Source organism: Paenibacillus sp. ACRRY (genome assembly GCF_022346995.1).
Classification (GTDB): Bacteria; Bacillota; Bacilli; order Paenibacillales; family Paenibacillaceae; genus Paenibacillus.
Genome location: NZ_JAKRNM010000011.1, coordinates 56,162 through 81,144 on the forward strand (window position 1 = coordinate 56,162; position 24,983 = coordinate 81,144).

20 protein-coding genes are annotated in these 24,983 nt (G+C 47.6%); 16 read left to right on the plus strand and 4 right to left on the minus strand.

Going from position 1 to position 24,983, the window contains the following annotated elements; genetic code table 11:
• Positions 1 to 52: 52 nt before the first annotated feature.
• The 7 genes from MH144_RS25770 (at position 53) to MH144_RS25800 (ending at position 9,751) form a co-directional block, all read left to right on the plus strand.
• Positions 53 to 1,306, plus strand: a complete 1,254-nt coding sequence (locus tag MH144_RS25770; protein WP_239305139.1) for a mechanosensitive ion channel family protein — start codon at positions 53 to 55, stop codon at positions 1,304 to 1,306.
• A gap of 166 nt (positions 1,307 to 1,472) precedes the next feature.
• A complete protein-coding gene (locus MH144_RS25775; RefSeq protein ID WP_239305140.1) occupies positions 1,473 to 2,327 on the plus strand; it encodes an aldo/keto reductase in 855 nt (284 codons plus the stop codon).
• Between the two features lie 376 nt (positions 2,328 to 2,703).
• Positions 2,704 to 4,281, plus strand: coding sequence for an extracellular solute-binding protein (locus MH144_RS25780; RefSeq protein WP_239305141.1), 1,578 nt, complete (start codon positions 2,704 to 2,706; stop codon positions 4,279 to 4,281).
• Between the two features lie 71 nt (positions 4,282 to 4,352).
• The gene (locus MH144_RS25785; RefSeq protein ID WP_227779990.1) at positions 4,353 to 5,279 is read left to right on the plus strand and encodes an ABC transporter permease; all 927 of its coding nucleotides are present in this window, start codon (positions 4,353 to 4,355) and stop codon (positions 5,277 to 5,279) included.
• A 30-nt stretch (positions 5,280 to 5,309) separates the two neighbouring features.
• The gene (locus tag MH144_RS25790; RefSeq protein ID WP_239305142.1) at positions 5,310 to 6,194 is read left to right on the plus strand and encodes a carbohydrate ABC transporter permease; all 885 of its coding nucleotides are present in this window, start codon (positions 5,310 to 5,312) and stop codon (positions 6,192 to 6,194) included.
• A gap of 44 nt (positions 6,195 to 6,238) precedes the next feature.
• Positions 6,239 to 8,572, plus strand: coding sequence for a helix-turn-helix domain-containing protein (locus MH144_RS25795; protein WP_239305143.1), 2,334 nt, complete (start codon positions 6,239 to 6,241; stop codon positions 8,570 to 8,572).
• A 33-nt stretch (positions 8,573 to 8,605) separates the two neighbouring features.
• On the plus strand, positions 8,606 to 9,751 hold the full coding sequence (locus tag MH144_RS25800) for a glycoside hydrolase family 88 protein (RefSeq protein WP_239305144.1): 1,146 nt from the start codon (positions 8,606 to 8,608) through the stop codon (positions 9,749 to 9,751).
• A 98-nt stretch (positions 9,752 to 9,849) separates the two neighbouring features.
• On the opposite strand, the gene pdxA is transcribed toward MH144_RS25800, so the two are convergent.
• From pdxA to MH144_RS25820, 4 genes are all read right to left on the minus strand, one after another.
• Positions 9,850 to 10,851 (minus strand): 4-hydroxythreonine-4-phosphate dehydrogenase PdxA, encoded by a 1,002-nt coding sequence (gene pdxA, locus MH144_RS25805; protein ID WP_239305145.1) that lies wholly within the window; start codon positions 10,849 to 10,851, stop codon positions 9,850 to 9,852.
• On the minus strand, positions 10,848 to 12,143 hold the full coding sequence (locus MH144_RS25810; RefSeq protein ID WP_239305146.1) for a four-carbon acid sugar kinase family protein: 1,296 nt from the start codon (positions 12,141 to 12,143) through the stop codon (positions 10,848 to 10,850). The genes pdxA and MH144_RS25810 overlap by 4 nt, the downstream gene beginning before the upstream one ends.
• Positions 12,144 to 12,204: 61 nt before the next feature.
• Positions 12,205 to 13,191 carry a 2-keto-3-deoxygluconate permease gene (locus tag MH144_RS25815; RefSeq protein WP_239305147.1) on the minus strand — a complete coding sequence of 329 codons (987 nt, stop codon included), beginning with the start codon at positions 13,189 to 13,191 and terminating at the stop codon, positions 12,205 to 12,207.
• A gap of 168 nt (positions 13,192 to 13,359) precedes the next feature.
• On the minus strand, positions 13,360 to 15,042 hold the full coding sequence (locus tag MH144_RS25820; RefSeq protein ID WP_239305148.1) for a sigma-54-dependent Fis family transcriptional regulator: 1,683 nt from the start codon (positions 15,040 to 15,042) through the stop codon (positions 13,360 to 13,362).
• A 235-nt stretch (positions 15,043 to 15,277) separates the two neighbouring features.
• On the opposite strand from MH144_RS25820, the gene MH144_RS25825 reads away from it, so the two are divergent.
• The 9 genes from MH144_RS25825 (at position 15,278) to MH144_RS25865 (ending at position 24,979) form a co-directional block, all read left to right on the plus strand.
• Entirely contained in the window at positions 15,278 to 15,490 is a 213-nt protein-coding gene (locus tag MH144_RS25825) for a hypothetical protein (RefSeq protein WP_239305149.1), read from the plus strand.
• Positions 15,491 to 15,661: 171 nt separating this feature from the next.
• Positions 15,662 to 16,366, plus strand: coding sequence for a PspA/IM30 family protein (locus MH144_RS25830; protein ID WP_239305150.1), 705 nt, complete (start codon positions 15,662 to 15,664; stop codon positions 16,364 to 16,366).
• 40 nt (positions 16,367 to 16,406) lie between these two features.
• Positions 16,407 to 17,438 carry a TFIIB-type zinc ribbon-containing protein gene (locus MH144_RS25835; protein ID WP_127540562.1) on the plus strand — a complete coding sequence of 344 codons (1,032 nt, stop codon included), beginning with the start codon at positions 16,407 to 16,409 and terminating at the stop codon, positions 17,436 to 17,438.
• A 38-nt stretch (positions 17,439 to 17,476) separates the two neighbouring features.
• Positions 17,477 to 18,238, plus strand: coding sequence for a TPM domain-containing protein (locus MH144_RS25840; protein WP_239305202.1), 762 nt, complete (start codon positions 17,477 to 17,479; stop codon positions 18,236 to 18,238).
• Positions 18,239 to 18,285: 47 nt separating this feature from the next.
• Positions 18,286 to 19,296: an SPFH domain-containing protein gene (locus tag MH144_RS25845; RefSeq protein WP_239305151.1), complete on the plus strand. Its 1,011-nt coding sequence runs from the start codon at positions 18,286 to 18,288 to the stop codon at positions 19,294 to 19,296.
• 196 nt (positions 19,297 to 19,492) lie between these two features.
• A complete protein-coding gene (locus MH144_RS25850; protein WP_095293145.1) occupies positions 19,493 to 19,720 on the plus strand; it encodes a DUF896 domain-containing protein in 228 nt (75 codons plus the stop codon).
• Positions 19,721 to 19,822: 102 nt separating this feature from the next.
• Entirely contained in the window at positions 19,823 to 20,779 is a 957-nt protein-coding gene (locus MH144_RS25855; protein ID WP_239305152.1) for a ring-cleaving dioxygenase, read from the plus strand.
• Positions 20,780 to 20,880: 101 nt separating this feature from the next.
• The gene (locus MH144_RS25860) at positions 20,881 to 21,969 is read left to right on the plus strand and encodes a low temperature requirement protein A (protein ID WP_239305153.1); all 1,089 of its coding nucleotides are present in this window, start codon (positions 20,881 to 20,883) and stop codon (positions 21,967 to 21,969) included.
• A 226-nt stretch (positions 21,970 to 22,195) separates the two neighbouring features.
• Positions 22,196 to 24,979, plus strand: a complete 2,784-nt coding sequence (locus MH144_RS25865; RefSeq protein WP_239305154.1) for a glycoside hydrolase family 3 C-terminal domain-containing protein — start codon at positions 22,196 to 22,198, stop codon at positions 24,977 to 24,979.
• Positions 24,980 to 24,983 lie beyond the last annotated feature (4 nt).

Genomic DNA, 24,983 nt, shown 5'->3' on the forward strand with positions numbered 1-24,983 from the left:
GAGAGAGTCATTTATAATGAAAAGCTAAACTAGACTGCGTCAGGAGGAAACAATGGATTTTATCAAAAATCAACTAGACGGAACGGGCATGAGTGAACAAACCATTGGCATTCTTTCAAACATGATCATGGTTATTTTTATAGCGGTGGTCTCCATCCTGGCAAATTATATTGCCAAAAAAATTGTGCTGAAGACGATTCATCATATCGTCAATAATAATCGGTACAAATGGGGCCATATCATTGTGGAGAAAAAGCTGTTCCACAAGCTGTCGCATCTCGTGCCGGCCATTATTATCTATTATTCTGCTTATGTCTTTCCATCCTATCAGGCCCTAATTGAGAAGGCTGCAATGACGTACATGATTGTGGTGACGATCACTGTATTTAATGCGCTGCTCAATGTGTTTGATGACATATATCGTTCCTATGAAGTATCCAAGATCAGGCCGATTAAAGGTTATATCCAGGTCGCCAAGATTATTCTTTTCATCATCGGGGGCATTATCGTCATCTCAAGCCTTATCGGTCAGAATCCGTTGATTATTCTCAGTGGGCTTGGTGCGTTATCGGCGGTGCTGATGCTGGTCTTCAAGGACTCCATCTTGGGCCTCGTGGCAGGCGTCCAATTATCATCGAATGACATGGTGCGTGTTGGCGACTGGATTGAAATGCCGAAGTATAATGCTGACGGTGATGTTATTGACATTACACTCAATACGGTTAAGGTAAGAAATTTTGATAAAACGATCACAATGATTCCAAGTTATGCCCTGATATCGGACTCGTTCAGAAACTGGAGAGGCATGCAGGTATCGGGCGGCAGAAGGATTAAGCGAAGCGTCTATATTGATACAAGCAGCATCACCTTTTGTACCGAAGACATGATTGAGGAATTCCGGAAGATCCACTATCTTACCGATTATATCGCTACGCGAATCAATGAAATTAACGAGTACAATATGGAGCATCAGATTAATACGGAGAGCAAAGTAAACGGTAGGCAGCTCACGAATGTGGGGGTATTCCGGGAATACATCCATCAGTATCTGAAAAATCATCCGAAGATTCACCAGGATATGACGTTGATCGTGAGACAGCTAGCACCGGGGGACAATGGACTGCCGCTTGAGATCTATGCATTCAGCAATGATATCACCTGGGGAGTGTATGAGTCGGTGCAAGCCGATATCTTTGACCATATCTTTGCCGTGGCGCCGACGTTTGGTCTTCGTGCCTTCCAAAACCCAACGGGTCACGATATCGTTCAGCTTAAGGAAAGCCCACAATTCTCACGCGGCTACTAAAATATGAATACCAAAGGATACTGAGTTCAGCTCATATGTATAACGAAGGCCTGCACCGTCTGGGACGAATTGATTCAATCGTGCATGGAGGGGTAGAATAAACGAGAGGGACTAACTAATGTTCCGTATCATTTCGTATACCTTTTTAGCAAAGGAGAGTCTTCAGATGAATCATCAAATTCCGGAATATACGTTGAATGATGGCTTGAAAGTACCGGCAATCGGGTTTGGTACCTATAGCTTAAAAGGTGCAGAAGGTGTTAAATCCATCGTGTCTGCACTGGATGTAGGCTATCGATTGATTGACACGGCCTATAACTATGAGAACGAGGCGACGGTCGGAAAGGCTATCAAGCAGAGCTCCGTTACGAGAGAAGACCTGCTGATCTCTTCCAAACTGCCTGGGCGTTATCACGATTATAACAAGGCGATCGTAGCCATCGAGGAATCCTTATACAGAGCAGATCTGGATTACTATGACCTATATCTGATTCACTGGCCGAATCCGAAGCAGGACAAGTATGTAGAAGCCTGGCAGGCACTCATTGAGGCGAAGAAGCGTGGATATATCCGCTCCATCGGAGTTAGCAATTTTCTGCCTGAACATAATGAGCGTCTGATTAAAGAGACTGGGGTAGCCCCAAGTCTGAACCAAATCGAGCTGCATCCGTTTTTTGACCAAGCCGAGCAGCGGAAGAAGGATTCGGAGCATGGTATTGTCAATGAATCCTGGAGTCCTATTGGCCGTGGTAATGATGCCGTGCAGGATGTGGTGAAGGATGAGAAGATCCTCCGCATAGCGGAAGCTCATGGCAAAACGGGAACACAGGTCATTTTGCGCTGGCACACCCAGTTGGAATCCATTCCAATCCCGAAAGCAGGCTCCCTTCAACACCAGAAGGAAAACATCGATATCTTCGATTTTGAGCTGAGCGAGCAGGAGATGGAAGTGATCTCGGCATTTAATCGTCCGGATGGACGGTTGTGGGATCAGGACCCAAGCGAGTATGAAGAATTTTAAAAGGTTATAACGAAGACACGCCTCTACCTGTAAGGTGAACGGAGCGTGCATGTAGGCATATTGCTATGGCCTCCTATTCTGCAGAGATGCAGATGGGAGGCTTTTTGGTGTGCATTGATTTGTTCGTTGATCCGACTGAAGAGTCTCTTACAGAAAAATGTACCCTTCATATTTTGATTAGCCATCAATGCTGAAGTATGATCTTGATCTTTTGTCTGCATGTGCAAATCCTGCGCCGGATAAGGGAATATCAAATTTTGGATATCTCGGCAAGAATGGAGGATAGCCATAATAGCGGTCAGGCAGTACCTTTATGAAGAGGGCTCCACATCAAGGGTCAGACATCTTACACGAACACATGGGGGGACGTGAAGCGATGAAACGGTCATGGAGAAAGCGGCTGGTGATTGGAATCTGCCTGATGATGGGATTCACTATTTTGGCAGGCTGCACAGGAGACAATGGAAACGCAGGTGTGGCAGAGGGAGATGGCCCTACGCCAATATCGATCTGGATGTCGATGAACACGAATGCTTCCATTACGCTCAAGAGCATGAATGAAATCACAGCAATTAAGGAATGGGAGAAGAAGACCAACACCAAAATCGAATTCCAGCATCCTGCGGTGGGTGCCGAGACCGAACAGTTCAATGTCATGATTGCCTCGAATCAGCTGCCTGATGCCATGTTTGTAAATGGAGATTACGCCAAGCTGTTCAATGATGGAATTATCATCCGGCTTAACGAACTCATTGATGAATACGCTCCCAATTTGAAAAAGATTTTGGATGAGAATCCCGAAGTCGCCAAACAGTTAAAAGCGGACAACGGCGATATCTATGCTATTCCGCATCTGCGTCTGGGGGAATACAAAAACTTCGGCGGCACATTCATCCGTCAGGATTGGCTTGATGAACTAAAGCTGGAGAAACCGGAAACGCTGAGTGAGTGGGAGACTGTTCTGAAAGCGTTCAAGGAGAAAAAAGGCGTCGCCGCACCACTCTTATTCGGTGCACCTCCTAAGATGACTACGATGGGACCAGCCGCTCCAACCTATTTGGAAGCTTACGGTATCACCAACAATACATTCTTGAAGGATGGCAAAGTGGTTTATGGTCCGATCGAGCCGGAATACAAGGAATTCCTGACGATGTTCCATCGCTGGTACCAGGAAGGACTGATTGACCCGGATTTTGCCACCAATGATCAAAAAACATATGACGCCAAAATTTTGAGTAGTCAGGCAGGTGCCTTTTTCACCTTCATCGGTGGAGGTGTAGGCCGCTACCTGCCTGCTCTTCAGGAAACTGACCCGAACGCGAATCTGACAGCCGTACAATATCCGGTGCAGAATAAGGGCGATGAACCGATGTTTACCGGACGTTCCTGGGAGTGGAGCAGCAGCGGTGTCGTGATCACCAATAGCAACAAACATCCGGAGGAAACAATCAAAGCGCTTGATTATTTCTTCAGTGAAGAAGGACATATGCTGAAAAATTTCGGTGTGGAGGGACTCACGTATACGATGAAGGACGGTTACCCGACCTACACCGATGAGATTTTGAAAAATCCGGATGGATTGTCCGTTGCCCAAGCGATGGCCAAACATTTTATAGCCAACTATCCCTTCGTGGGTGAAGATGACGACCGGTACAATGAGCAGTATTATCAGCTCCAGCAGCAGAAGGATGCTGCCATACTCTTCTCCAAATACAGCGAGAATACACTGAAAGTGGGCCTTCCTCCAACCAGTCTGACAACAGAAGAATCCACGGAATACAGCAAAATCATGAGCGATATTGGAACGTATCGGGATGAGATGTTCGTCAAGTTTGTCATCGGGGTCGAGCCGATTGAGAACTTTGACAAGTACGTCGATCAGATCAACAAGTTTAACGTCGAGCGGGCCATTGAAATTCAGCAGGCTGCGCTGGACCGCTATAACGCCAGATAACGAAGAAGCTGTCCGTGGGGAAGCCCCTTTTTACCTCACGGATGCTCTCCTTCGAATTGATAAGGAAGGGGATGGAGAAGGTGTCGCACAAGCTATCCTTGTTATGGCTCAATTACAAAAAGAATAAAGCGATCTACTGGATGGCTCTTCCCGTTGTTTTGTATTTTCTCATTTTTAAATATCTGCCGATGTATGGAGCGATCATTGCATTCAAGGATTATTCGGTGGGCAAAGGCATATGGGGCAGTGATTGGGTGGGACTGCAGCACTTCCGGGACTTTTTTCAGAGTTACTATTTCTGGCGGATTTTGAAAAACACCCTGGTGCTGAGCTTCTATCAACTATTGTTCGGATTCCCAGCACCGATTCTTCTTGCCCTTCTGCTCAATGAGCTTCGCAACGAAATATTCAAGCGCACCGTGCAGACCGTCTCTTACATTCCGCACTTTATTTCCATCGTGGTCATCTGCGGAATGATTGTGGATTTCTCATCCCGGGATGGCCTGTTTAACACCATTATTGAATACTTTGGCGGCCAGAGCAGTGCGCTTCTCAGTGATCCGGCCAATTTCCGTACGATGTATACCGCTTCATCCATCTGGCAGGAGCTCGGCTTCTCCAGCATCATTTATCTGGCAGCGCTAAGTGGAATCAATCCCGAGCTGTATGATGCAGCGAATGTGGACGGGGCAAGTCGCCTTCGCCAAGTCTGGCATATTACGTTGCCCGGCATCATTCCGATGATTCTCATTCTGCTGATTCTCCGTATTGGCGGCTTGATGGAGATCGGTTTTGAAAAAATCATTCTGCTCTACAACCCGAACGTCTATGACACGGCTGATGTCATCTCGACATTTGTGTACCGTAAAGGGATTAGCGAAAGTGCCGAATTCAGCTATACGACTGCAGTAGGCCTGTTCCAATCCGTCATTAACTTTACACTGCTCATTGGTGCGAATCGCCTGTCCAAGGCGATATCCAATACCAAGCTATTCTAGTCAGGAATGAGGTGAGGGAGGGGAGTTTCGATGAAAATAAAGCGATCAATCGGGGAGCGGCTGTTTGGCGGTGCCAACGCCATCCTGATGACGGGACTGATCATTGTCACCTTGTATCCGCTGCTGCATGTGCTGAACGCATCGTTCAGTGATTCCGGTCAGCTAATGGCTCACAGAGGTCTGCTGCTCTTTCCGAAAGGGCTGACACTGGAGAGCTACAAGCTGGTTCTCAGCAACCCGAACATTCTGTCCGGGTACCGAAACACCATATTCATCGTCGTGGTGGGTACAGCTCTCAATCTGCTGTTCACCATTCTGGGAGCGTATACCCTGTCTCGCAAAAACTTCATGCTTCGCAACCCGATCATGCTGGCGATCGTGTTTACGATGTTTTTTAACGGCGGTATCATTCCATCCTATCTGTTGATCAACAATACACTTCATATGGGGAACAGCCTGTGGGCTCTGATTATACCTGGGCTGATCAGCAGCTATAATCTTATTATTATGCGGACTTCATTTCAGGAAATCTCGGAAAGCCTGCTGGAATCGGCCCGTATGGACGGGGCGGGAGAGATGTTAATCCTTTGGCGTATCGTAGTGCCGTTGTCCATGCCGGTGATCGCAGTGATGATTCTCTTTTATGGAGTTAGCCATTGGAATTCTTGGTTCGGCGCCATCTTGTACATCCGGGATCGAAATCTGTTTCCGCTTCAGCTAGTGCTGCGTGAAATCCTCATCCAGAACAGTACGGACTCCATGACGACAGGGGCGTCAGCTGTGGACAAAGAGGCGATCGGGGAAAGTGTGAAATATGCAACGGTCATGGTTGCCACGCTTCCGATTTTGTTTATCTATCCTTTTCTGCAGAAATACTTTGTCAAAGGTGTTATGATCGGAGCAATCAAGGAATAAATCAGTCGTAGGCCATGCCAAACCACCATGTGAGGAGGAGACTCATGAAGAAGAAAAGCATCCTGTTGTCCTGGAGCATTTCTTACATGGTCATTCTGCTCATCCCGATTGTGATCGGTGCAGCTGTATTTGCCGAGTCCCGCATCTTGCTTGAGGAAGAAGTGAATCGCTCCAATATGGTGCTGCTCTCCCAGGTGCAGGAGACGATCGATAACCAGATTGGGGATATCGGCAGCATCAGCAATCAACTCATGGCCGACTCTCAGTTAACGAGCTTCATTAATCACGCGTCTGAACAGGATGGCCGGTGGCGGTTAATGGGACTTGAGTTGATCAAAAATCTGAAGTCTACGCGCGTCGGAAACGGCCTAATCAGCGAATTATATATTTATATTAAGGATGCCGATGTTGCCTTGTCCTCTTCTTCTCTTATTCAAAAGACCTATCTGTATGACATGTTCTACAAAGGCACGGATGTATCGGAGGAGGCATGGACTGGACTTATGCACGATACCGACACCAGCAGGTTCAGAAAAATGGCGGTTCGAAGTGAAGATCGGCGCATTGAAGATACACTTGTATACCTGCAGCCGTTCCCCATCCAGAGTGCTGCCGACAGTCCTGCAACCTTCGTGGTTAACCTGGATCCGAATCGGTTCCAACAGGCAATTGATAATGTGCGTTTGGAAAAAGAGAGCACGGTATTCATCCTGGACGATGAGGGGAACACGTTGTTTTCCACAGGCGTTTTTGAAACCCCTTACAAAGTATATGGAGATCTGAATTCCGGGCAAGATTCAGGAGTCAGAACAGAAACGATCGATTGGAACGGTGAATCGGTCACCATGTCCCAGATCTCTTCCAAGGTCCAGGATTGGAATTATGTATCGATTATACCTACCCGGATCTATGCCAAGAAACTAACGGTCATTCGCAATATTACGATTGGAGGCGTGGCAGCTGGACTTCTGCTGGGCGGGGTAGCGGCCTGGTGGTTCACCAGGAGGAACTATCGTCCGCTGGGACGGATCATGAACATTATCTCCGATAAGGTCAAATGGAAACTGGAGCAGCCGGACGATGAATATGGCATTCTGCAATCGGTGCTGGTCCGTGCTTGGGAAGAGCAGGATCAATTCGCGAGCAGGCTCAAAGACCAGCAAAACGTAGTACGGAGCAATTTGCTTGCCAAGCTGATGAAGGGCAGAGTTCAGGCAGGTGAAGAATTTGCCTCAACGTTGGAACGGCTTGGTATTCACTTCGAGACTCCAGCGTTTGCCGTATTGCTCCTTCATATTGAGAATGTGGATGGGTTGTTCCGGATAAAAGGGCGCGAGCAGGACCAGGAGGAGAAAGAACAATTTGTGCAGCTCATACTGACCAATGTGCTGGAGGAAATGATAGGTTCCATTGGCCAAGTGTTTTCAGCTGATATTGATGGACGGATCGCATTGCTCATCAATATTCGGGCAGATGAGGAGAATTCCGGACACCAGTTGATCAGCGCCATTGAGGAAGCACAGCGTTTTATCGGATCACGGTTTTGCGTGTACTTTTCGGTGGGGGTAAGCGATGTTCATCACGGCATTGCAGCGATCGGAGACAGCTTTCGGGAATCGGAAGAGGCACTGGAATATCGGCTGATATTGGGAATCGGGCAAATCATTGACCAAAACCGCATTCGTAGGCCGAAGGAGGAATTATATTATCCTCTCGATCTGGAGAGACAGCTCATTAATTATATCGCGACAGGCAATTATGCCCGTTCAACCGAAGTGATGAACGAAATTCTCATGACCAATTTTACGGGAGAGCCCTTGTCTGTTGAACTGGCACGCTGCCTGATGTTTGAGTTAATCGGTACCATTCTGAAAGCCACGGAACAGATCAAGTCAGATGACCAGAAGGAGATTACGCATCGTAATGATCTGATTCGGCAATTGTTTGCATGCGAGACGTTTGAGGAGATTGAAGCCGAGCTGCTGCGAATCCTGGAGACGGTCTGTCAGATGGTGAATGAACGCAAGCGCTCCCGTAACGAAGAGCTAAAAGACCAGCTCATTGAATTCATTGTAGAGAACTATGCAGACGTTAATTTGGGTTTGACTCATTTGTCGGAACGCTTTCGCTTCCATCCAACTTATGTCTCGAAGTACTTTAAGGAGCAGACCGGAATCAACGTGATCGATTACATCAACCAATATCGGATTGAACAATCCAAGAAAATTCTGCAGGCAGAAGAGGGGACTATTCAGGATGTATCCGAGCGTGTAGGGTTTCTCAACAGCAATTCATTCATTCGTGTCTTCAAAAAGTATGAGGGCATTACGCCTGGTCAATATAAGCAAAATAGCAGACTTGTCCAACATGAAGGATGAAGAAAAATAGATTCATAGAGGAGGACTTGTTCCATGTGGAAAAATGCCATTGAAGATGCACTCCAAGTCACGAGAAGCAACATTGACCGATTTGGAGGACGATTTCCCCATGTAAGTAACGGGGATGAGCATTATGTGCTGAATGATAACACGGAGTGGACAGCAGGCTTCTGGTCAGGCATCCTTTGGTTATGCTCGGAATACACGCAGGACCCGCTTTTTCGCGAGGCAGCCGTTAACACCGTCGATAACTTCCGGACACGGATGGAACGGAAGAGCATTTTTGACCATCATGACATAGGTTTCCTCTATTCCTTATCCTCCAAGGCCCAATGGATCGTGGAACGTGACCCTGCTGCACGTGACCTCACGCTGGAAGCTGCGGATATGCTGATGAAGCGCTGGCGAGAAGGGTCAGGGCTGATCCAGGCTTGGGGGCGCAAGGGCGATGTGAACAACGGAGGACGTATTATTATCGATTGCCTGCTTAATCTTCCATTATTGTTATGGGCGTATGAACAGACCCATAACGAAGAATATCGGCGAGTCGCCAAACTCCATGCGGAGAAAAGCCGACGTTTTCTGGTTCGTGGAGACGATTCCAGCTATCATACCTTTTATTTTGATCAGGCTACGGGCGAAGCCATTCGTGGAGGGACCCATCAGGGCTATAATGATGGCTCAACATGGACCCGCGGTCAGGCATGGGGGATATATGGCTTTGCATTATGCAGCCGATATCTGCAAAGTGCGGAGATGTTCGAGACAGCGAGGCGTCTCGCCCGCTACTTCATTGCCCATGTACCGGAGGATCATGTAGCCTATTGGGATTTTGATGCACCACAGACATCCGAAACGAAGCGTGACAGCTCTGCATCCGCTATTGCTGCGTGCGGAATTCTGGAGATCGCCGAGAGATTGGACCCTACTGATCCGGAACGACAGTTCTTCCTGGATGCGGTGCAGAATTCAATGGCGTCTCTGGTACAGAATTATTCCACTCACGGATCCGAGACCGAAGAGGGATTACTCAAGCATGGTTCATACTCCGTAAGAGGCGGGGATTCACCGGATGACTATGTCATCTGGGGTGATTATTTCTATCTCGAAGCATTGATGCGTTTGGAGCGTGGCATTCCTGGATATTGGTATGACCGGAGATCGAATGGTAGGCAATAATGCAGGGTGTGCAAAAGAAAAAGCAGCGATTCTTCCTGGCTGGGGAGAATCGCTGCTTTATTTTGCTTCAATAGAGGAATACGTTTGAATACGTTCGGTTACATTTGCGTTTTTGGAGCAAGCTCAATGGCAGAGCGAATGGCTGCCAGCATGCTTTTATCATCGGCAATGTTTTTACCAGCGATATCGAAGGCCGTACCGTGGTCAACGGAAGTGCGGATGATGCCGCCTTTTAAGCCAACGGTGATGTTCACGCCTTCCTCAATACCCATAACTTTGATAGGAGCATGTCCCTGATCGTGGTAGCATGCCACTACGATATCGAAATCGCCGCGGCCTGCGCGGAAGAACAGTGTATCCGCAGGGAGAGGACCAACCACGTTAATGCCTTCCTGCTGCGCACGCTCGATACCTGGCTGCAGTTTTTCTTCTTCTTCACCATTGCCGAACAATCCGTTCTCGCCGGCGTGCGGATTAATGCCGCATACAGCTACACGTGGATTTTCGAAGCCTGCTTTTTTGAGTGTATCGTGTGCAAGCTTAACTACCGTGTAGGTTCTTTCGGGGTTGATGCTGGCGATCGCATCGATCAAGCCCATGTGTGTTGTCAGGTGAATAACCCGCAGGTTGGGTGTCGTCAGCATCATGGAGAAATCCTTTGTATCGGTCAGGTCAGCCAGAATTTCAGTATGTCCTGGATACAGATGTCCACCTTGATGCAGAGCTTCCTTGTTCAGAGGAGCAGTGCAGATGGAGTTGATCTGCTGTTTTTTGGCCAGTTCAATGGACTTGGCCAGGAATTGAAAGGCTGCATCTCCCGCTATAGGAGACACCTTTCCATATTCGAGATCGGCAGGGATGAGATCCAGATCAATAACATCAACGGTGCCGAATTCATATTTGGCTTCTGAAGGCTCCTGAATGGCATTGACGTTCAAGCTTGATCCGATGACAGGCAGAACGCGTTTCAATATTTTTGCATCACCAATAACGAGTGGGTTGCAGTTGTCGTAGACCTCCTGATGGCCTAGTGCCTTCATAATAATCTCGGGTCCGATACCTGCTGCATCGCCCATTGTAATTCCAACTGTGGGTTTCATACTGGAATCCCTCCTTTTAATTTTTCAATCGCATGGATGAAGACTTCTGGTGTGCCGAAGCCTCCTGCTTTGGTAATGACATGTAAGCCTTCTATTCCGATAAACTTGGATATTGGAACACCAATCTCAAGTTCGTCCAGCAGCTCGAAGCCGCTAATATTCCACTTCATGCAAATTTGCTTGGCGGTGTCCCCACCGGTCATGGATACACCCTTGAAATTGCCCTCTTCAAGCAATCTGGCACAAATCTCGCCCATAGCCCGCACGATTTCGTTGCTGACCTCGGTATGATCCAGACCGCGGGCTTCACCCGTGGCACGTGCCAGTTCAATGTCAACCTGCTCTGCCGTGGAATACAAGACAACGTCATGGCCTGCAAGAGACTTGGCTTTTACTTCTTTATACACACGCTCCATTTCCTCTGTCCGATCTGCTGCGGCGGATACGGCTTTGAAGGAGTGGAATGCAACGGAAGAAACGCTGGTCTGTCCCAGCAATTTCTTCAACTGAGCACGTGAGTTTTTGTTTACACTGCCTACGACAGATAGAATAGGTCCAGAATTTCCCGGTATAGTCAATTCCGTTGATTTACCCTCCAGACTGAAATGTCCGGGAAGATAGTTGGCGATTCCTGCAGAGCCTGCCCATGCAAAGGAATATTCCAGCTCGCTGGTCATTTGCAGGATTTGCTCCAGATGCAACTCCTCCGTTGAATCCACAAGTACGTATGGAATGTCATTTTCTTTAAACTGGGTTAACTTCTTCTGGATATGCTCCTTGCCTGCTTCCAGATCCGATACGCTGATCTCACCTACTTCATACTTCGTCTGAAGCTTCAGCAGTTCAGGAAGATACGAAACCGTCACAGGTGTTTTGGGATCGTTCGCGATCTCGGTGTCAGCCAGTGGAATTCCGTTCAGGTAATGTACCCCGCTCAGGATCGTACGATTATTCTTCGGATAACCGGGTGCAATCATCATGAAATCCGGTTTAATCACGTCGTACAGCGCATCAATCTCAATGCCAATGTTACCACGCATGGTGGAATCCATTTTTTTGAAAATGGTATCGAATCCATTTCTCGTCAGGAACTCGGCTGCATTACGAACGCGCTGGTAAGCTTCATCCGAGGCAATGGAACGGCTGTCCGTGTCGAAAACAACAGCATCGTAATGACGAATATTATTCTCGTCCATGTTAAATAATACACTGGTTTTCAAGCCATGACGGGCAAGCTGAACCCCGCTGTCATTGGCACCAGTCAGATCATCTGCAATAATGGCTAACTTCATGCTGTTATCGCCTCCTTGAGAAAAAAATGAATTCATATCCGGTCAGTATCAGGTTGTTGCTTTATGTGGTCGGTCTTTGGTTGTATTTCTCGACCCCGCCTGATTTCTCCAGCCTTTTGGAGAGGAATCCGATGAAGATCGGCAGCAGAATAGCGGTCGTTACGACACTTGCCGCAATTTGTACGGTAGCAATTTCAGCAATTGGGGCAAAAGAAGCATTAGCAGCCACGATGGCAGCAGGTGTACCTACAGCGTTCCCGGCTGTGGAACCTTCCGAAGCTCCGACAATGGGATTCCAGCCAATGGCTTTGAAGAGCAGATAGCCGACGCCGCCAGTGATCAATACTGTAATTACACCCAGCATGATGCCGCCTAGTCCACCTTGAATGATAGATGAGAAGTTAATGCCCATACCCAGTGAAAAGGCGAAGAATGGAACGAGCTTGTCACTGCCTTTATGCAGCCATTCAGCCAAGTTGCGATCCAGGTTACCAATAATCACACCGACGATCAGTGGAAGCAGTACCGCTACAAAAGCCATCGGGGAGAACATGCCATTGGCGAAGCCCATCGCACCGAAAATAGAGAGTGCAACCATGGTAAGAAAAGGTCCGTCGCTGAGCGCGAGGAATGGATAAGCAGCCTTGTCATCCTCTTTGCCGTATTGTCCGGCCAGTGCAATGTACAGTCCGCCGTTGGAATTCGTCATCGCAGCAATAATGGCAAGCGGTGCCAGACCAAGGAATAATCCATTGGAATCCGCGAAGAAAATGGCGATCAAGCCTAATATTGCACCAACAGCCCACTTGAACACAAGCAGTGTAACACCTTTACCGACAGATGAACCGGCTGTCTTGAACGTGATTTGTGTCCCGGCAATCAGGAGGAACAAAGCGATCAGCGTGCTTGAACTGTTTACGAACAGGGCTTCAGTAAATCCACCAATCCGCAAGGCATTGGGGAAGAATGTGTTAATCGTTGCACCAAGCAACAGCGGGACAACCATCATACCGCCAGGAATACGATCTAATGTTGCTTTAATGTTCATAGTAGTAGCTCCTTTGAGTGAGTAATCGTTTTCATGAAGCGCTTGCAGGAACTATCTTATCGCAGATTGTTTATTTTAGCAACAATAATTTGCTGTAAATTTTAAGTAATCATTAAAGTGTTTAATAATGCAACACATTGGGCGATAAAAAAAGCACAAACTTAAAGATTATTCTTTAAGTTTGCGCCAAAGTGTGGCCCGGTTAATCCCCAGGCGATCTGCAGCCTTGGATTGATTATTGTTTTCCTCCTGCAGAACGTGTTGAATAATTTCCTTCTCGATCTCTTTCAGCGTGCCGTTTAACCTCATCGTGTTCGTTGCAGACTGCTGATGAAGCAGGCGGGACAGCGTATCTGTCGAGATCACATAATCCTGCTCATTCAGGGCAGCCTGTTTGATAAGATGCTTCAGCTGGCTGACTGTCATCTGTGGAACCTGCTCCCGGATTAACTGTAGAGCATCCTCTTTGATCTTCACCGCAGCGGTTCCATACTTATGATAATAGTCGGTAAGGAACTGCTGGATCAGTGGAGCCAGATCCTCCAGTCTGTCCGCAAGACTCGGCATCATCATGGTACTCAGCTCGATATCAAGCGTCCAATACGGATTCAAGGGCTCTTCTCCCAGAATGAATACACCAATCTGCCTGTTTAGACAGGTTTGAATGAATGAGGTCACTTCTTCATCATGGAGCCGCTGTTCGATATGGTTCAGCTCCACGTTGCGGACCTTGGAGAGCGGTATTTTATGCAAATGACCGGCAGGTACCTGCGACAGGTCTATTTGCAGCAGCAGTCCACCGCTTGAGTACATCTGATGCATGTGTTTTACGAGAAATGATTTGCCTGAATCCGCATGTCCGAGCAGATAGACGGGTTCGTGATTTTCATATAAAGCCTGAATGTTCTTCAACATCACCTGCATGGCTGGTGATTCGGCAACAATGGGCTCGGTGGTTATATCCGTGTAGGTAGTTATGCCGAATTGTGCAAACTGGTAGGGCTGTCCTTTTTCAAGCGTGTAGACTTTATAACCCTTATTATTCAGTGTCGTTTCATGGGCCGTTACCGTCAGCTGATAATCGTCGACCATGAACATATGTTGAACCTGGGATTGCTCGAATTCCAGATTGGTGTTAATCAAATGGATGTAATTATCCGTCAGTGGATTCTGCTCGAAATCGGTCAGGTTTTCAAATACAATATCGTTCCGTTCATCTAAAATAAGCAGATTTGGGTGCTCCTGTGTGACCAGGTTATTCAAAATGACTGAAATGGCTTGGTTCTTGCTCAGATAGCGAAATACCAGCTGGGCATCCTCAAGCGCGCGCAGAATGGCTTCCTTACCAGACTGGATCAGTAAGCCTTCGAGCCCATAGGTTCTGGCGGTATCTACGGTGATAACATCCCCGACAATCTGACGGTATCCGGATGCTTTCAGCTCCAGCAGCAGCCTGGCGACATCTTCGGAACTGCGAATCGTGTATACCTTGAGGGGCAGGTCCATCAGATCAATAATGGATTGTGCACCTGATGTAATGTTCGAAAAGCCAACGATGGCCGTTTTGCCGTTAAACTGGCTGGCCAGAGTCAAGGAACGAATCATGTCATATCCTGAGAGCTGCACATCAATGACGGGAATGGTGACGGCTTCCTTGATCAGCTGTGCAGTACCCCCACGGCTAATAATAATTTCGGCCCCGTTTCGTTCGGCTTGTGAGGCCAGTTCGGCCCCTTTTGCCAAGTCTCCCACATCGCATTGAATCGATAATTGGGGAAACCGGGGAATGCACTCTTGTATAATGGTAGTCATGGATTCGTAAGGAGCAATGATATGAACTCGTGTACGCATAATGTTCCTGCCTTTTATAGAAATCTCATTTCATGGTTCCCTTATTATAGCCAACTTACGAGGGATTGGCATCTTTGCTCTTGAAGCTTTAGGTGCAGGATGGCAGATGAGGGATAAGCCATGCTGTTTGCTGCACTGCGACCTTGTGATAATTATCACGGAAGTTCGGAATCCATTTTTTCAAAATGAATACATAAGCATCAACGATGGCAAGGGAAGAAAGGAGCGTCATGCGATGTCAGCATTTCGTGAAGCGGTAGAGCAGGATCATATCATTCAATGCGTGGTTAATGAGTTTACGTGCAGAGTGCTCTGGAGCGAAGGTCGTCCATGTCTGGAATATCAGCACGAAGAGGATCTGAAGCATATTACGGCATATGTTGAGGTAAACTTTGGCGTAGAACTGCTGGATGTATTCTTTACCGCGGTGGAGAGTCTTCCCGCCTGATCTGGATATCTCTACTGTTAAAAATGGATAGTGCAGCGTAAGAGGAACCATCAGCAGGAGCTGGTGGTTTTTCATTTGGGAAATGCCATCCAATCCAGGGAAATGAAACCTCGTTCTTGGAATTCATGTATTATAGGGTATATGTAAACTTTTCGGAGGAGGAACACAGGAATGGGAATCTTATCGAGGTTTAGGGACGTGATGAAGGCCAATGTGAACAGCTTGCTGGCTCGGGCGGAAGATCCGGAGAAGACCGTGAATGAATATATGCGGAGTTTGAGCAGTGATCTGGGACAGGTGAAAGCGGAGACGGCGGCCGTTCTGTCGGAGGAGAGCAGGGCGAAGCGAGCTTTGGATGAATGCAGCGCCGAGATGAAGAAATTGCAGCGGTATGCAGAGAAGTCGGCAGAATCAGGCGATGAAGATAAGGCTCGGAGTTTTCTGGAGAAGAAAGTGGAGCAGACGGAGAAATGGAATGAATTACAGGCAGCGTATGAGCGTGCTTCCGCAAAAGCCAAAATGATGAAGCATATGAATGAGAAATTGGTAGCAGACCTGGGACAACTGGAAGCCAGACATACCGAGCTGAAAGGCAGAATGGCAGAGGCAAAATCTCAGCAGCAGGCCAATGAACTGAATGCTTCAGCAGGAAAAGCAAACGCGGCTTTTCAGGCGATGGAAGAGAAGGCCAATCAGGCCTTAAATGAAGCAGAAGCACTTGCCGAGCTCCGGGCAGGGAAGCAGGAAGATGATCTGGATGAACTTATTGCGCAGCTGGAGAGAGAAATGAACGCGGAAGCGGGTAATAGTGACAATAAAGCTCCCAGCGCGGAGGAAGAACTCGCAGCAATTCAGGAGAAGCTGAAGAATAATTAGGATGGATACGATCATATTTCGTTAATATTGAGGTGAGCAGATGCCAGTTATTGAATACAAGTGTCCCAACTGTGGCAGTGGTATGGTTTTTGACAGCGCGACTGGTTCATTATCCTGCCCGAGCTGTGGGCGACAGGACAACATTGAGCAAATCCCGGATCCGCTGAAGAAACAGGTGTTCACGGAAAATGAAGTGAAGCAATATCACTGTAACAGCTGCGGCGCGGATATCGTCACGGAACCGGAGACGAGTGCAACCACGTGCAGCTTCTGCGGAGCGGCAGTTGTGCTGAGCGATCGGCTGACGGGTGATCTGGCACCCGTCATGGTTATTCCGTTTTCCATCAGCAAGGAGCAGGCGAAGCAGGCATTCAAAAAGTGGTGCCGGAACGGCCTGCTGACCCCGAGCGGATTCATGAGCGCAGACCGGATTCAGAATATTACGGGGATGTATGTGCCGTTCTGGTTATATGAGTTACATAACAAAATCGAAGTTCACGGCCGCGGAACCAAGGTGAGAACCTACACACAAGGCGACTACCATTATACGGAGACACAGCATTTTGATATTTACCGGAAAATCCGGCTCAACTATGTGAATCTGCCCATTGACGCTTCGGAGAAAATGAAGGATGAGCTGATGGATAAGCTGGAGCCATTTCCCTATAACCAGTTGAAAGAGTTCAAGACCCCGTATCTTGCGGGATACATTGCAGAGAAATACAGCTATACCGATGAAGAGTTATATCCGCGGGCCAAGGAGAAGACCCGATCTTATATTGATTCATATATCGCTTCAACCGTATCCGGTTATAACAGTGTAAGCTACACGGACAAACAAATTGATACGACGCTTAAAAATGCAGACTATGTGCTGCTTCCCGTATGGATGGTCTATTACGATTTCAATCGTGCCCAGTATACCTTTGCCATGAATGGTCAAACAGGGAAAGTGGTTGGCAAACCGCCTATCAGCAAAGCCAAAGTGGCTGGTTGGTTCGCTGGCGTTTCCGCCGTGTCCTTGTTGTCCTTGAAACTGATCTCCTGGATGATGGGAGGTGGGTTCCTGTGAAACAGGTCAAACAGCTTGCAATGGTGACCACCCTGGTCATGATGGTGTTTGGTTTGACATTCTCCTTTTTGACTGTTCAGACTGCCTCGGCAGCCGAGGGTAAAAATCTCATCTATGATGAGGCCAATCTGCTGAGTGAGCAGGAGAAGAGTGAATTGAACGCACTGGCGAATGAGTATGGAGCCGAGAGGCAGACGGATTTTATTATCCTGACAACAAATAATACGGACAGTCAAGATGTCGAGCTGCTGACCGAGGACTTTTACGATGAGCAGGGGCTGGGGTTCGATAAAGTTCACGGAAATGCTGTCATATTGACGATGGATATGAATTTCAGAGAAGTGTACCTGGCCGGATTTTATAAAGCAGAAGATTATCTGGACAGTGGACGGCTCGATGCTATCCGCAGCAGGATCACTCCAGATTTGTCTAACGGCGATTATAAGCTTGCTTTCGAGAAATATATAAGGCTCTCTTACGAGTACATGGGATACAGACCGGGTGTAAATCCAAATAATATTTTGTTTAACGGTTGGTTCCAACTAGCTGTTGCTGTTGCCATCGGAGGCATTGTAGTCGGAATCATGGCCTATCGGTCAGGCGGACGGGTCACCGTCAATCGAGCAACATATGAGGATTCCAGTTCCTCCAGTGTAATTGATCGTCAGGATCGGTATATCCGCACAACGGTCACCAAACAAAAAATAGAAAGAAACAATAACAACGGAGGCGGAGGCGGCGGTGGTGGAGGTACCACCCGTGGCGGCCACTCGCATAGTGGAAGTAGAGGTTCGTTTTAGTATCTGAGCATTTGGAGCAGGACCAAATAGAAGGGATGGGAACGAGTATGGGATTTTTCAAAAATCAATTTTCGAATGTAGTGGAATGGGAAGAATTCAGAGATGACATGATTTTCTGGAAGTGGAGCAACCGGGAGATCAAGAAGGGCAGTAAGCTGATTATCCGTTCGGGTCAGGATGCCATCTTTTTGAACAACGGCAAGGTTGAGGGAATCTTTGAAGATGAGGGCTCATTTAATATCGATTCGGAGATCATTCCGTTTCTGTCTACATTAAAAGGGTTTAAATTCGGGTTTAACAGCGGCATGCGGGTCGAAGTGCTGTTTGTGAATACAAAGGAATTTACCGTTCGGTGGGGAACGCAAAGCCCTGTACTAATTCCGACACCGCAGCTTCCGGGCGGAATGCCGATTCGGGCCAATGGTACGTTCAACTTCAAGGTGAGTGACTACGTCACGCTCATTGATAAAATTGCCGGCATCAAGCAGAGCTATCTGGTCGAGGATGTCAAAATCCGCATGACTTCTGTACTGGATCAGCTGCTTATGAAGTGGATCAGCCGTGAGGGCAAGGATATGTTCAACCTGCAGGCGAACGCGTCGGAGATTGCAAAGGGCATACAAGAAGACCTAGATATGCAAATGATGGACATCGGAATCGGCATTACCGGATTCCAGGTGATGAGTTTCAATTACCCGCAGGAGATTCAGGATATGATCACGAAGACCGCTTCGCATGAGATGATCGGTAATCTGCAGAAATACCAGCAGGTTAGCATGACAGATGGCATCGCCTCCGGCAAGGTAAAAGGCGGCGGTGCCGCATCGGATATGGCGGGCATGATGATGGGCATGAATATGGCTAACGAAATGATGAAGAACATGAACCAGAATCAAAATAATAACAACAACAGCTCAGGCCAAAACACGGACCAACCATCCTCATCCAAGGAAGGATCTTCTTCTGAGGGTGGCAAGAAGCCGAACTTCTGTCCGAACTGTGGTGCTAAAAATGAAGGAGCCAACTTCTGTCCCAACTGTGGACAAAAGCTGGTTTAACATAACGGAATTGAAGAAGGGCTCACATCGGAGTGGAAACTCCGGATGAGCCCTTTTTTCTTTTGTTATTTCATTTTAATAAAAGTGTTGACAATACCTCAAAAATGATTTATCTTTAATTTAAGATATTTAATTCAAAGGAAAACACACCGAAGAATAATATCTAAATCCAATTACAAGGAGAGAGATCAAGATGATGATTCCAACATTGACCAGAATAAATGAACTTTCCAGAAAAGCTAAAGAGGCAGAACTGACAGAGATGGAGAAAGCGGAACAAATTCGTCTGCGCCAGGAATACCTGCAAATCTTTCGCGGTTCGATCAACGATATTCTGCTGAATGTCACCATCTATGATCCGAACGGCGATGACGTTACTCCGGACAAATTGAAACAGGAACAAGCAAGCCAAAACAACAACTAAATTCAAACGATCATAAATCTTAATTTAAAGATAATACAAATTAGAATATATAAGAACCTAAAACAACCATATCCAATTCGAAAATCCAAGGAGGAATTTTTTATGAAACTTCAAACTGCAGGTATCCACCATATTACAGCTTTTGCGGGAGATCCACAGGCCAATGTCGACTTTTATGCTGGGGTTCTGGGACTTCGTCTCGTGAAAAAAACAATCAACTTCGATGCACCAGACGTGTACCATCTGTACTTCGGGGATGAAAAAGGCAGCCCCGGAACCATTATTACCTTCTTCCCATCTGCTGGATCACCTCGAGGCAAAATTGGCGGCGGCCAAGTAGGTATTACCTCTTATGTCATTCCTCCTGGGACTATTGGCTTCTGGCAGGATCGGCTGGAACGTTATAACATTGAGGTAACCAAAACAAGTCGCTTTAATGAGGAGCTTCTTCAATTCGAAGACAGCGAAGGCTTGCGGCTCGAGCTTGTTGAAAGGGAAGAGGGTGCTGCCAGCACATGGGAGCATGAAGGAATTCCGGCAGACAAAGCGATCAAAGGCTTCGGCGGTGCTGTACTGTTCAGTGTGAATCCGGCGAGAACAATGGATGCGCTGGAGAACATTCTGGGATTCGTCAAAGTGGATGAAAATGAAGAGTATGCCCGTTTCCGTTCCAGCGGAGATATCGGCAACGTCGTGGACGTTCCGGTTACCCGTATACCACTGGGTGTAGGCGGCTCTGGCACAGTACACCACATTGCATGGCGTGCCAAAGATTTTGAAGAGCATGAGGCATGGAGAGGGGCCGTATACCAATATGGCTACCAACCAACCCCAGTCCGCGACCGTCAATATTTCAATGCTATCTACTTCAGAGAAGCAGGCGGAATCCTGTTTGAGATTGCAACAGATCCACCGGGATTTGCCAAAGATGAACCTGCCGATGCACTCGGAGAAAAATTGATGCTGCCAGAGTGGTTTGAACAATACCGCGAACAAATCGAAGGCAATCTGCAGCCGATTGTGGTAAGAACGTTGGAACCTGCAACAACTGCCGGGTAATGGACAATATAAACCATAGCGGCCAGAATGAAGTTCCGGCCGCGAATGGATTAACTTTTACATAAGGCAATGAAGACTTGAACCCAAAGGAGCATCGAAGGATGATGGAGAAAAAGGTTACCTGGCTGGAGCTGTTTTACGATCTGCTCTTCGTCGCAGCCGTATCCAAAGCAGGACATGTCCTGCTGCATGCCGATCACGGCGTTATTACGTTTGAATATCTAATGAAATTTGTATTAATCTTCATCCCCGTATGGTGGGCATGGGTGGGACAGACTCTATTCATTAATCGATACGGTCAGGATGTCCTCAGCCATCGCATCTTTCTCATCCTTCAGCTTCTGTCGGTTCTCGTGATGACGGCAAGTCTTTCGACCCACTTTGATCAGTATTACCTGTCATTCTTCGTAGGGTATATCGGTTCGAGGGCATTTACCGCGATCCAGTATCTTACGGTTCACAAGTCCAAAAGCACACATCAACAACAGGCAGCACGTTATCTGGGTATCTGCTTTATCATCGGTATTCTGATCTCCTCAGGTTCTCTGTTCTTCGATTCCTGGGTGCGTTACGTCGTACTGTATGCGGGGATTGCCGTTGATATCGTACTGCCGCTAATTGGACGCAAAAATCTGGTGAAGGTACCGATCCAGACGCATCACCTGCTCGAACGCTTTGCACTCTTTACACTCATCCTGCTCGGTGAGTCGGTAGTTAGTATTATTGCTGTACTGCAGGCCGATCATTGGGATCTAAGATCCATCCTGTTTGCCGCCTTGACTTCCATATTCGTCATTGCAATGTGGTGGCAGTATTTCGATAACGTGGAGAAAAAGGTCAGCAAGGAAATTCAGACTGCCGGGCAAGCGATCATCTATGGTCATCTGTTCATTTACATTTCAATGAGCATGATCGCCGCTTCAATTCAGCTGCTGTACCTGAATCAGCTTAACTATGTATTCATGCTGGGATTTGGTTTCGGATCGGTATTGCTCTACTTCCTGTCGACCTCGCTCGTGTTCCATCGTTACCGACATGCACACTTAAGACTTCGTCCGTTTCATCTGGTAACGATGGTTGGCGTACTGGCTGCATTTGTCATTGTGGATCTAATCTATCAGGTTCCGAACTACGTTATCGTGGGTGAAGATATGTTATTCTTCCTTCTATATGCGAAGCTGACGACTTGAATAGCGGATTGAAACGAATTAAAAAAAGTCACGGACGGATTGCGTTCGTGGCTTTTTGGTTTGATTTTTCTGAAATGTCATGTCGACAATGTGAAAAAGCGGTTTCGTGAGTTATTTTCTTCTATAGAATCTGTTAATATGGGACTATGTACAAGCGAATCTACCAAATCACTGAATAGGGATAGTGATTCATGGATTATGGAGATGACAATCAGGAGGGAAATCATTGAGTACACATCAAATCGGAGTTCCATTGGAAGGGTTTGCAGAATTTAGCCGCACGGTTGCCGCAGAAGGCGCGGTGCTATTGAGAAACGAAGGTCAGGTTCTTCCTCTTCGTGACAACGAAAACGTTTCAGTTTTTGGCCGTATTCAAGTTAACTACTATCGCAGCGGTACAGGTTCAGGCGGAAGCGTGCATGTAGCATATACAACTAACCTGCTGGATGGGCTTCGCAGCAAGAAGAACATCACCGTTAATGAAGAGCTGGCAGCAGTCTATGAAAAGTGGATTGAGGAAAATCCATTTGATGATGGTGGTAAAGTATGGGCCGCTGAGCCTTGGAACCAGAAGGAAATGCCTCTGACAGATGAATTGGTTGCACAAGCAAGAAGCAAGTCCGGCAAAGCCATCGTCGTTATTGGACGTACTGCTGGGGAAGATCAGGATAACGCCGATGCACCAGGCAGCTACCAGCTGACCGAAGATGAGAAAGCCATGCTGAAGCAGGTTACAGCGCATTTTGAACACACCGTTGTGGTGCTGAATGTCTCGAATATTATCGATATGAGCTGGTTGAACGAAACGTATGTACATCCGATTCAGGGCGTCATCTACTCCTGGCATGGGGGTATGGAAGGCGGTAACGCGATTGCCGATGTACTGGCGGGTGGCGTTACACCGAGCGGTAAACTGACGGATACGATCGCGTATTCCATCGAAGATTACCCTTCAACCAGCAACTATGGCAACGAGTTTAAGAACCTGTATCAGGAAGATATTTATGTGGGTTATCGTTATTTCGAAACGTTTCGACCTGAAAAGGTGCAATATGAATTCGGTTACGGCCTGTCTTATACGACGTTTGCCATTCAACCACAAGATGCACGCACGATTTCCGCAGAAGGCCAAACCTTCATTGAAGTCCGTGTAAATGTGACCAACTCGGGCACGACATATGCGGGCAAAGAGGTTGTACAGGTGTACTATGAAGCACCACAAGGCAAGCTGGGACAACCAGTGAAGGCTCTGGCTGCTTTCGGCAAAACAGGACTGCTACAGCCTGGAGAATCGGAATTGCTGACAGTAAGCTTCCCGGTACATACCATGGCGTCTTACGATGATGCAGGCGTCACAGGATATGCTTCTGCTTACGTTCTCGAAGAAGGCACGTATCGTTTGCATGTCGGTACCAGTGTAAAACAAGCAGACCACATCGAAATTGACGGTCAGGAAGGGTACATCGTAGAAACGATTCAACTGGTAGAGCAGCTGCAAGAGGCGATGGCCCCAACCGAAGATTTCACCCGGATGAAGCCAGGTGTTCGCAAGGCAGATGGGTCATACGAGCTCATTTATGTAGACGTGCCGAAGCGTCAGGTTTCCATGGCAGACCGGATTGAGCAAAATCTACCGCAAACGCTGGAGCAAACGGGCAACCAAGGTTACAAATTGAGCGATGTCAAAAACGGAAAAGTTAATCTGGAAGCCTTCATCGCCCAACTAAGCGATCAGGATCTGGCTGCAATCGTACGAGGCGAGGGTATGAGCAGTCCGCTCGTTACCTCCGGTACAGCGTCCGCTTTCGGTGGTGTCAGTGACAGCCTGTTTAACTACGGTATTCCTGTAGCCTGCACAGCGGATGGCCCGTCCGGTATTCGTATGGATAGTGGTGAGAAAGCTACACAAGTCTCGATCGGCACGCTGCTGGCAGCAACATGGAATACGGATCTGGTTGAAGAGCTGTACGTCATGGAAGGGCAGGAGCTGCTAAGAAATCAGGTGGATACGCTGCTCGGACCTGGACTCAATATTCGCCGCAGCCCGCTTAACGGTCGTAACTTCGAGTACTTCTCCGAAGACCCACTGATCTCGGGTGTGTTTGCGGCAGCATGCACCAAAGGTATTATGAAGGGCGGATCCAACGCAACCCTGAAGCACTTTGCCTGCAACAATCAGGAGAAACACCGCAGTAAGGTTGATGCCGTAGTCTCAGAGCGTGCACTGCGTGAGATTTACCTGAAAGGGTTTGAAATTGCCGTGAAGCAAGGTGGCGCCAATTCCATTATGACCTCCTACAACCCGATCAACGGACACTGGGCTGCATCCAACTACGATCTGAACACGACGATTCTTCGCGGAGAGTGGAATTTCGACGGGATTGTTATGACAGACTGGTGGGCCATTATGAACGATGTGGTCGAAGGCGGAGAGGCTGACCGCAAATACACGAACTGGATGATTCGTGCCCAGAACGATCTGTACATGGTTGTTCCAAACTATGGCGCAGAGATCAACGGCTGGGATGATAACACGATTGAATCCTTGGCAAATGGAACCCTGACACGCGGAGAGCTCCAGCGCTCGGCGATCAATATTTGCAAGTTCATCATGAATGCACCGGTTTCCTCGAGAAAACACGAAATCGTGGAGAACGTGGCTTCCTTCCAGGCCAATGCATCTCTTGCTGCGGACCAGGCCCAGGCTCTGGCTGAGAATGCACAGGTGAAGCCTGCTGTAAGCGAGCCAGTCTACATGAAAGTAGACGAAGCAGGCCAATATCGGATTATCGTACAGATCATGTCCCCTGAGCCGGAACTGGCCCAAAGCGCATGTAATGTGCTTTTGAACGACCAGTTGATGACGACCATTCAGACCAATGGTACAGAAGGCAAATGGATCAGACAGAAGCTTGTAAAAGTAGAGCTGGAAGCAGGGCTGTATGAGTTGAAGCTGGACTTCACCAAACCGGGTCTGCAGATCGACTGGATTGAATTCAAACAGGTCTAGCATA

Coding starts and splice junctions, on each gene's coding strand:
- MH144_RS25770 (WP_239305139.1), top strand. CDS start 53: ATGGATTTTATCAAAAATCAACTAGACGGAACGGGCATGAGTGAACAA.
- MH144_RS25775 (WP_239305140.1), top strand. CDS start 1,473: ATGAATCATCAAATTCCGGAATATACGTTGAATGATGGCTTGAAAGTA.
- MH144_RS25780 (WP_239305141.1), top strand. CDS start 2,704: ATGAAACGGTCATGGAGAAAGCGGCTGGTGATTGGAATCTGCCTGATG.
- MH144_RS25785 (WP_227779990.1), top strand. CDS start 4,353: ATGGAGAAGGTGTCGCACAAGCTATCCTTGTTATGGCTCAATTACAAA.
- MH144_RS25790 (WP_239305142.1), top strand. CDS start 5,310: ATGAAAATAAAGCGATCAATCGGGGAGCGGCTGTTTGGCGGTGCCAAC.
- MH144_RS25795 (WP_239305143.1), top strand. CDS start 6,239: ATGAAGAAGAAAAGCATCCTGTTGTCCTGGAGCATTTCTTACATGGTC.
- MH144_RS25800 (WP_239305144.1), top strand. CDS start 8,606: ATGTGGAAAAATGCCATTGAAGATGCACTCCAAGTCACGAGAAGCAAC.
- pdxA (WP_239305145.1), bottom strand. CDS start 10,851: ATGAAACCCACAGTTGGAATTACAATGGGCGATGCAGCAGGTATCGGA.
- MH144_RS25810 (WP_239305146.1), bottom strand. CDS start 12,143: ATGAAGTTAGCCATTATTGCAGATGATCTGACTGGTGCCAATGACAGC.
- MH144_RS25815 (WP_239305147.1), bottom strand. CDS start 13,191: ATGAACATTAAAGCAACATTAGATCGTATTCCTGGCGGTATGATGGTT.
- MH144_RS25820 (WP_239305148.1), bottom strand. CDS start 15,042: ATGCGTACACGAGTTCATATCATTGCTCCTTACGAATCCATGACTACC.
- MH144_RS25825 (WP_239305149.1), top strand. CDS start 15,278: ATGTCAGCATTTCGTGAAGCGGTAGAGCAGGATCATATCATTCAATGC.
- MH144_RS25830 (WP_239305150.1), top strand. CDS start 15,662: ATGGGAATCTTATCGAGGTTTAGGGACGTGATGAAGGCCAATGTGAAC.
- MH144_RS25835 (WP_127540562.1), top strand. CDS start 16,407: ATGCCAGTTATTGAATACAAGTGTCCCAACTGTGGCAGTGGTATGGTT.
- MH144_RS25840 (WP_239305202.1), top strand. CDS start 17,477: ATGATGGTGTTTGGTTTGACATTCTCCTTTTTGACTGTTCAGACTGCC.
- MH144_RS25845 (WP_239305151.1), top strand. CDS start 18,286: ATGGGATTTTTCAAAAATCAATTTTCGAATGTAGTGGAATGGGAAGAA.
- MH144_RS25850 (WP_095293145.1), top strand. CDS start 19,493: ATGATTCCAACATTGACCAGAATAAATGAACTTTCCAGAAAAGCTAAA.
- MH144_RS25855 (WP_239305152.1), top strand. CDS start 19,823: ATGAAACTTCAAACTGCAGGTATCCACCATATTACAGCTTTTGCGGGA.
- MH144_RS25860 (WP_239305153.1), top strand. CDS start 20,881: ATGATGGAGAAAAAGGTTACCTGGCTGGAGCTGTTTTACGATCTGCTC.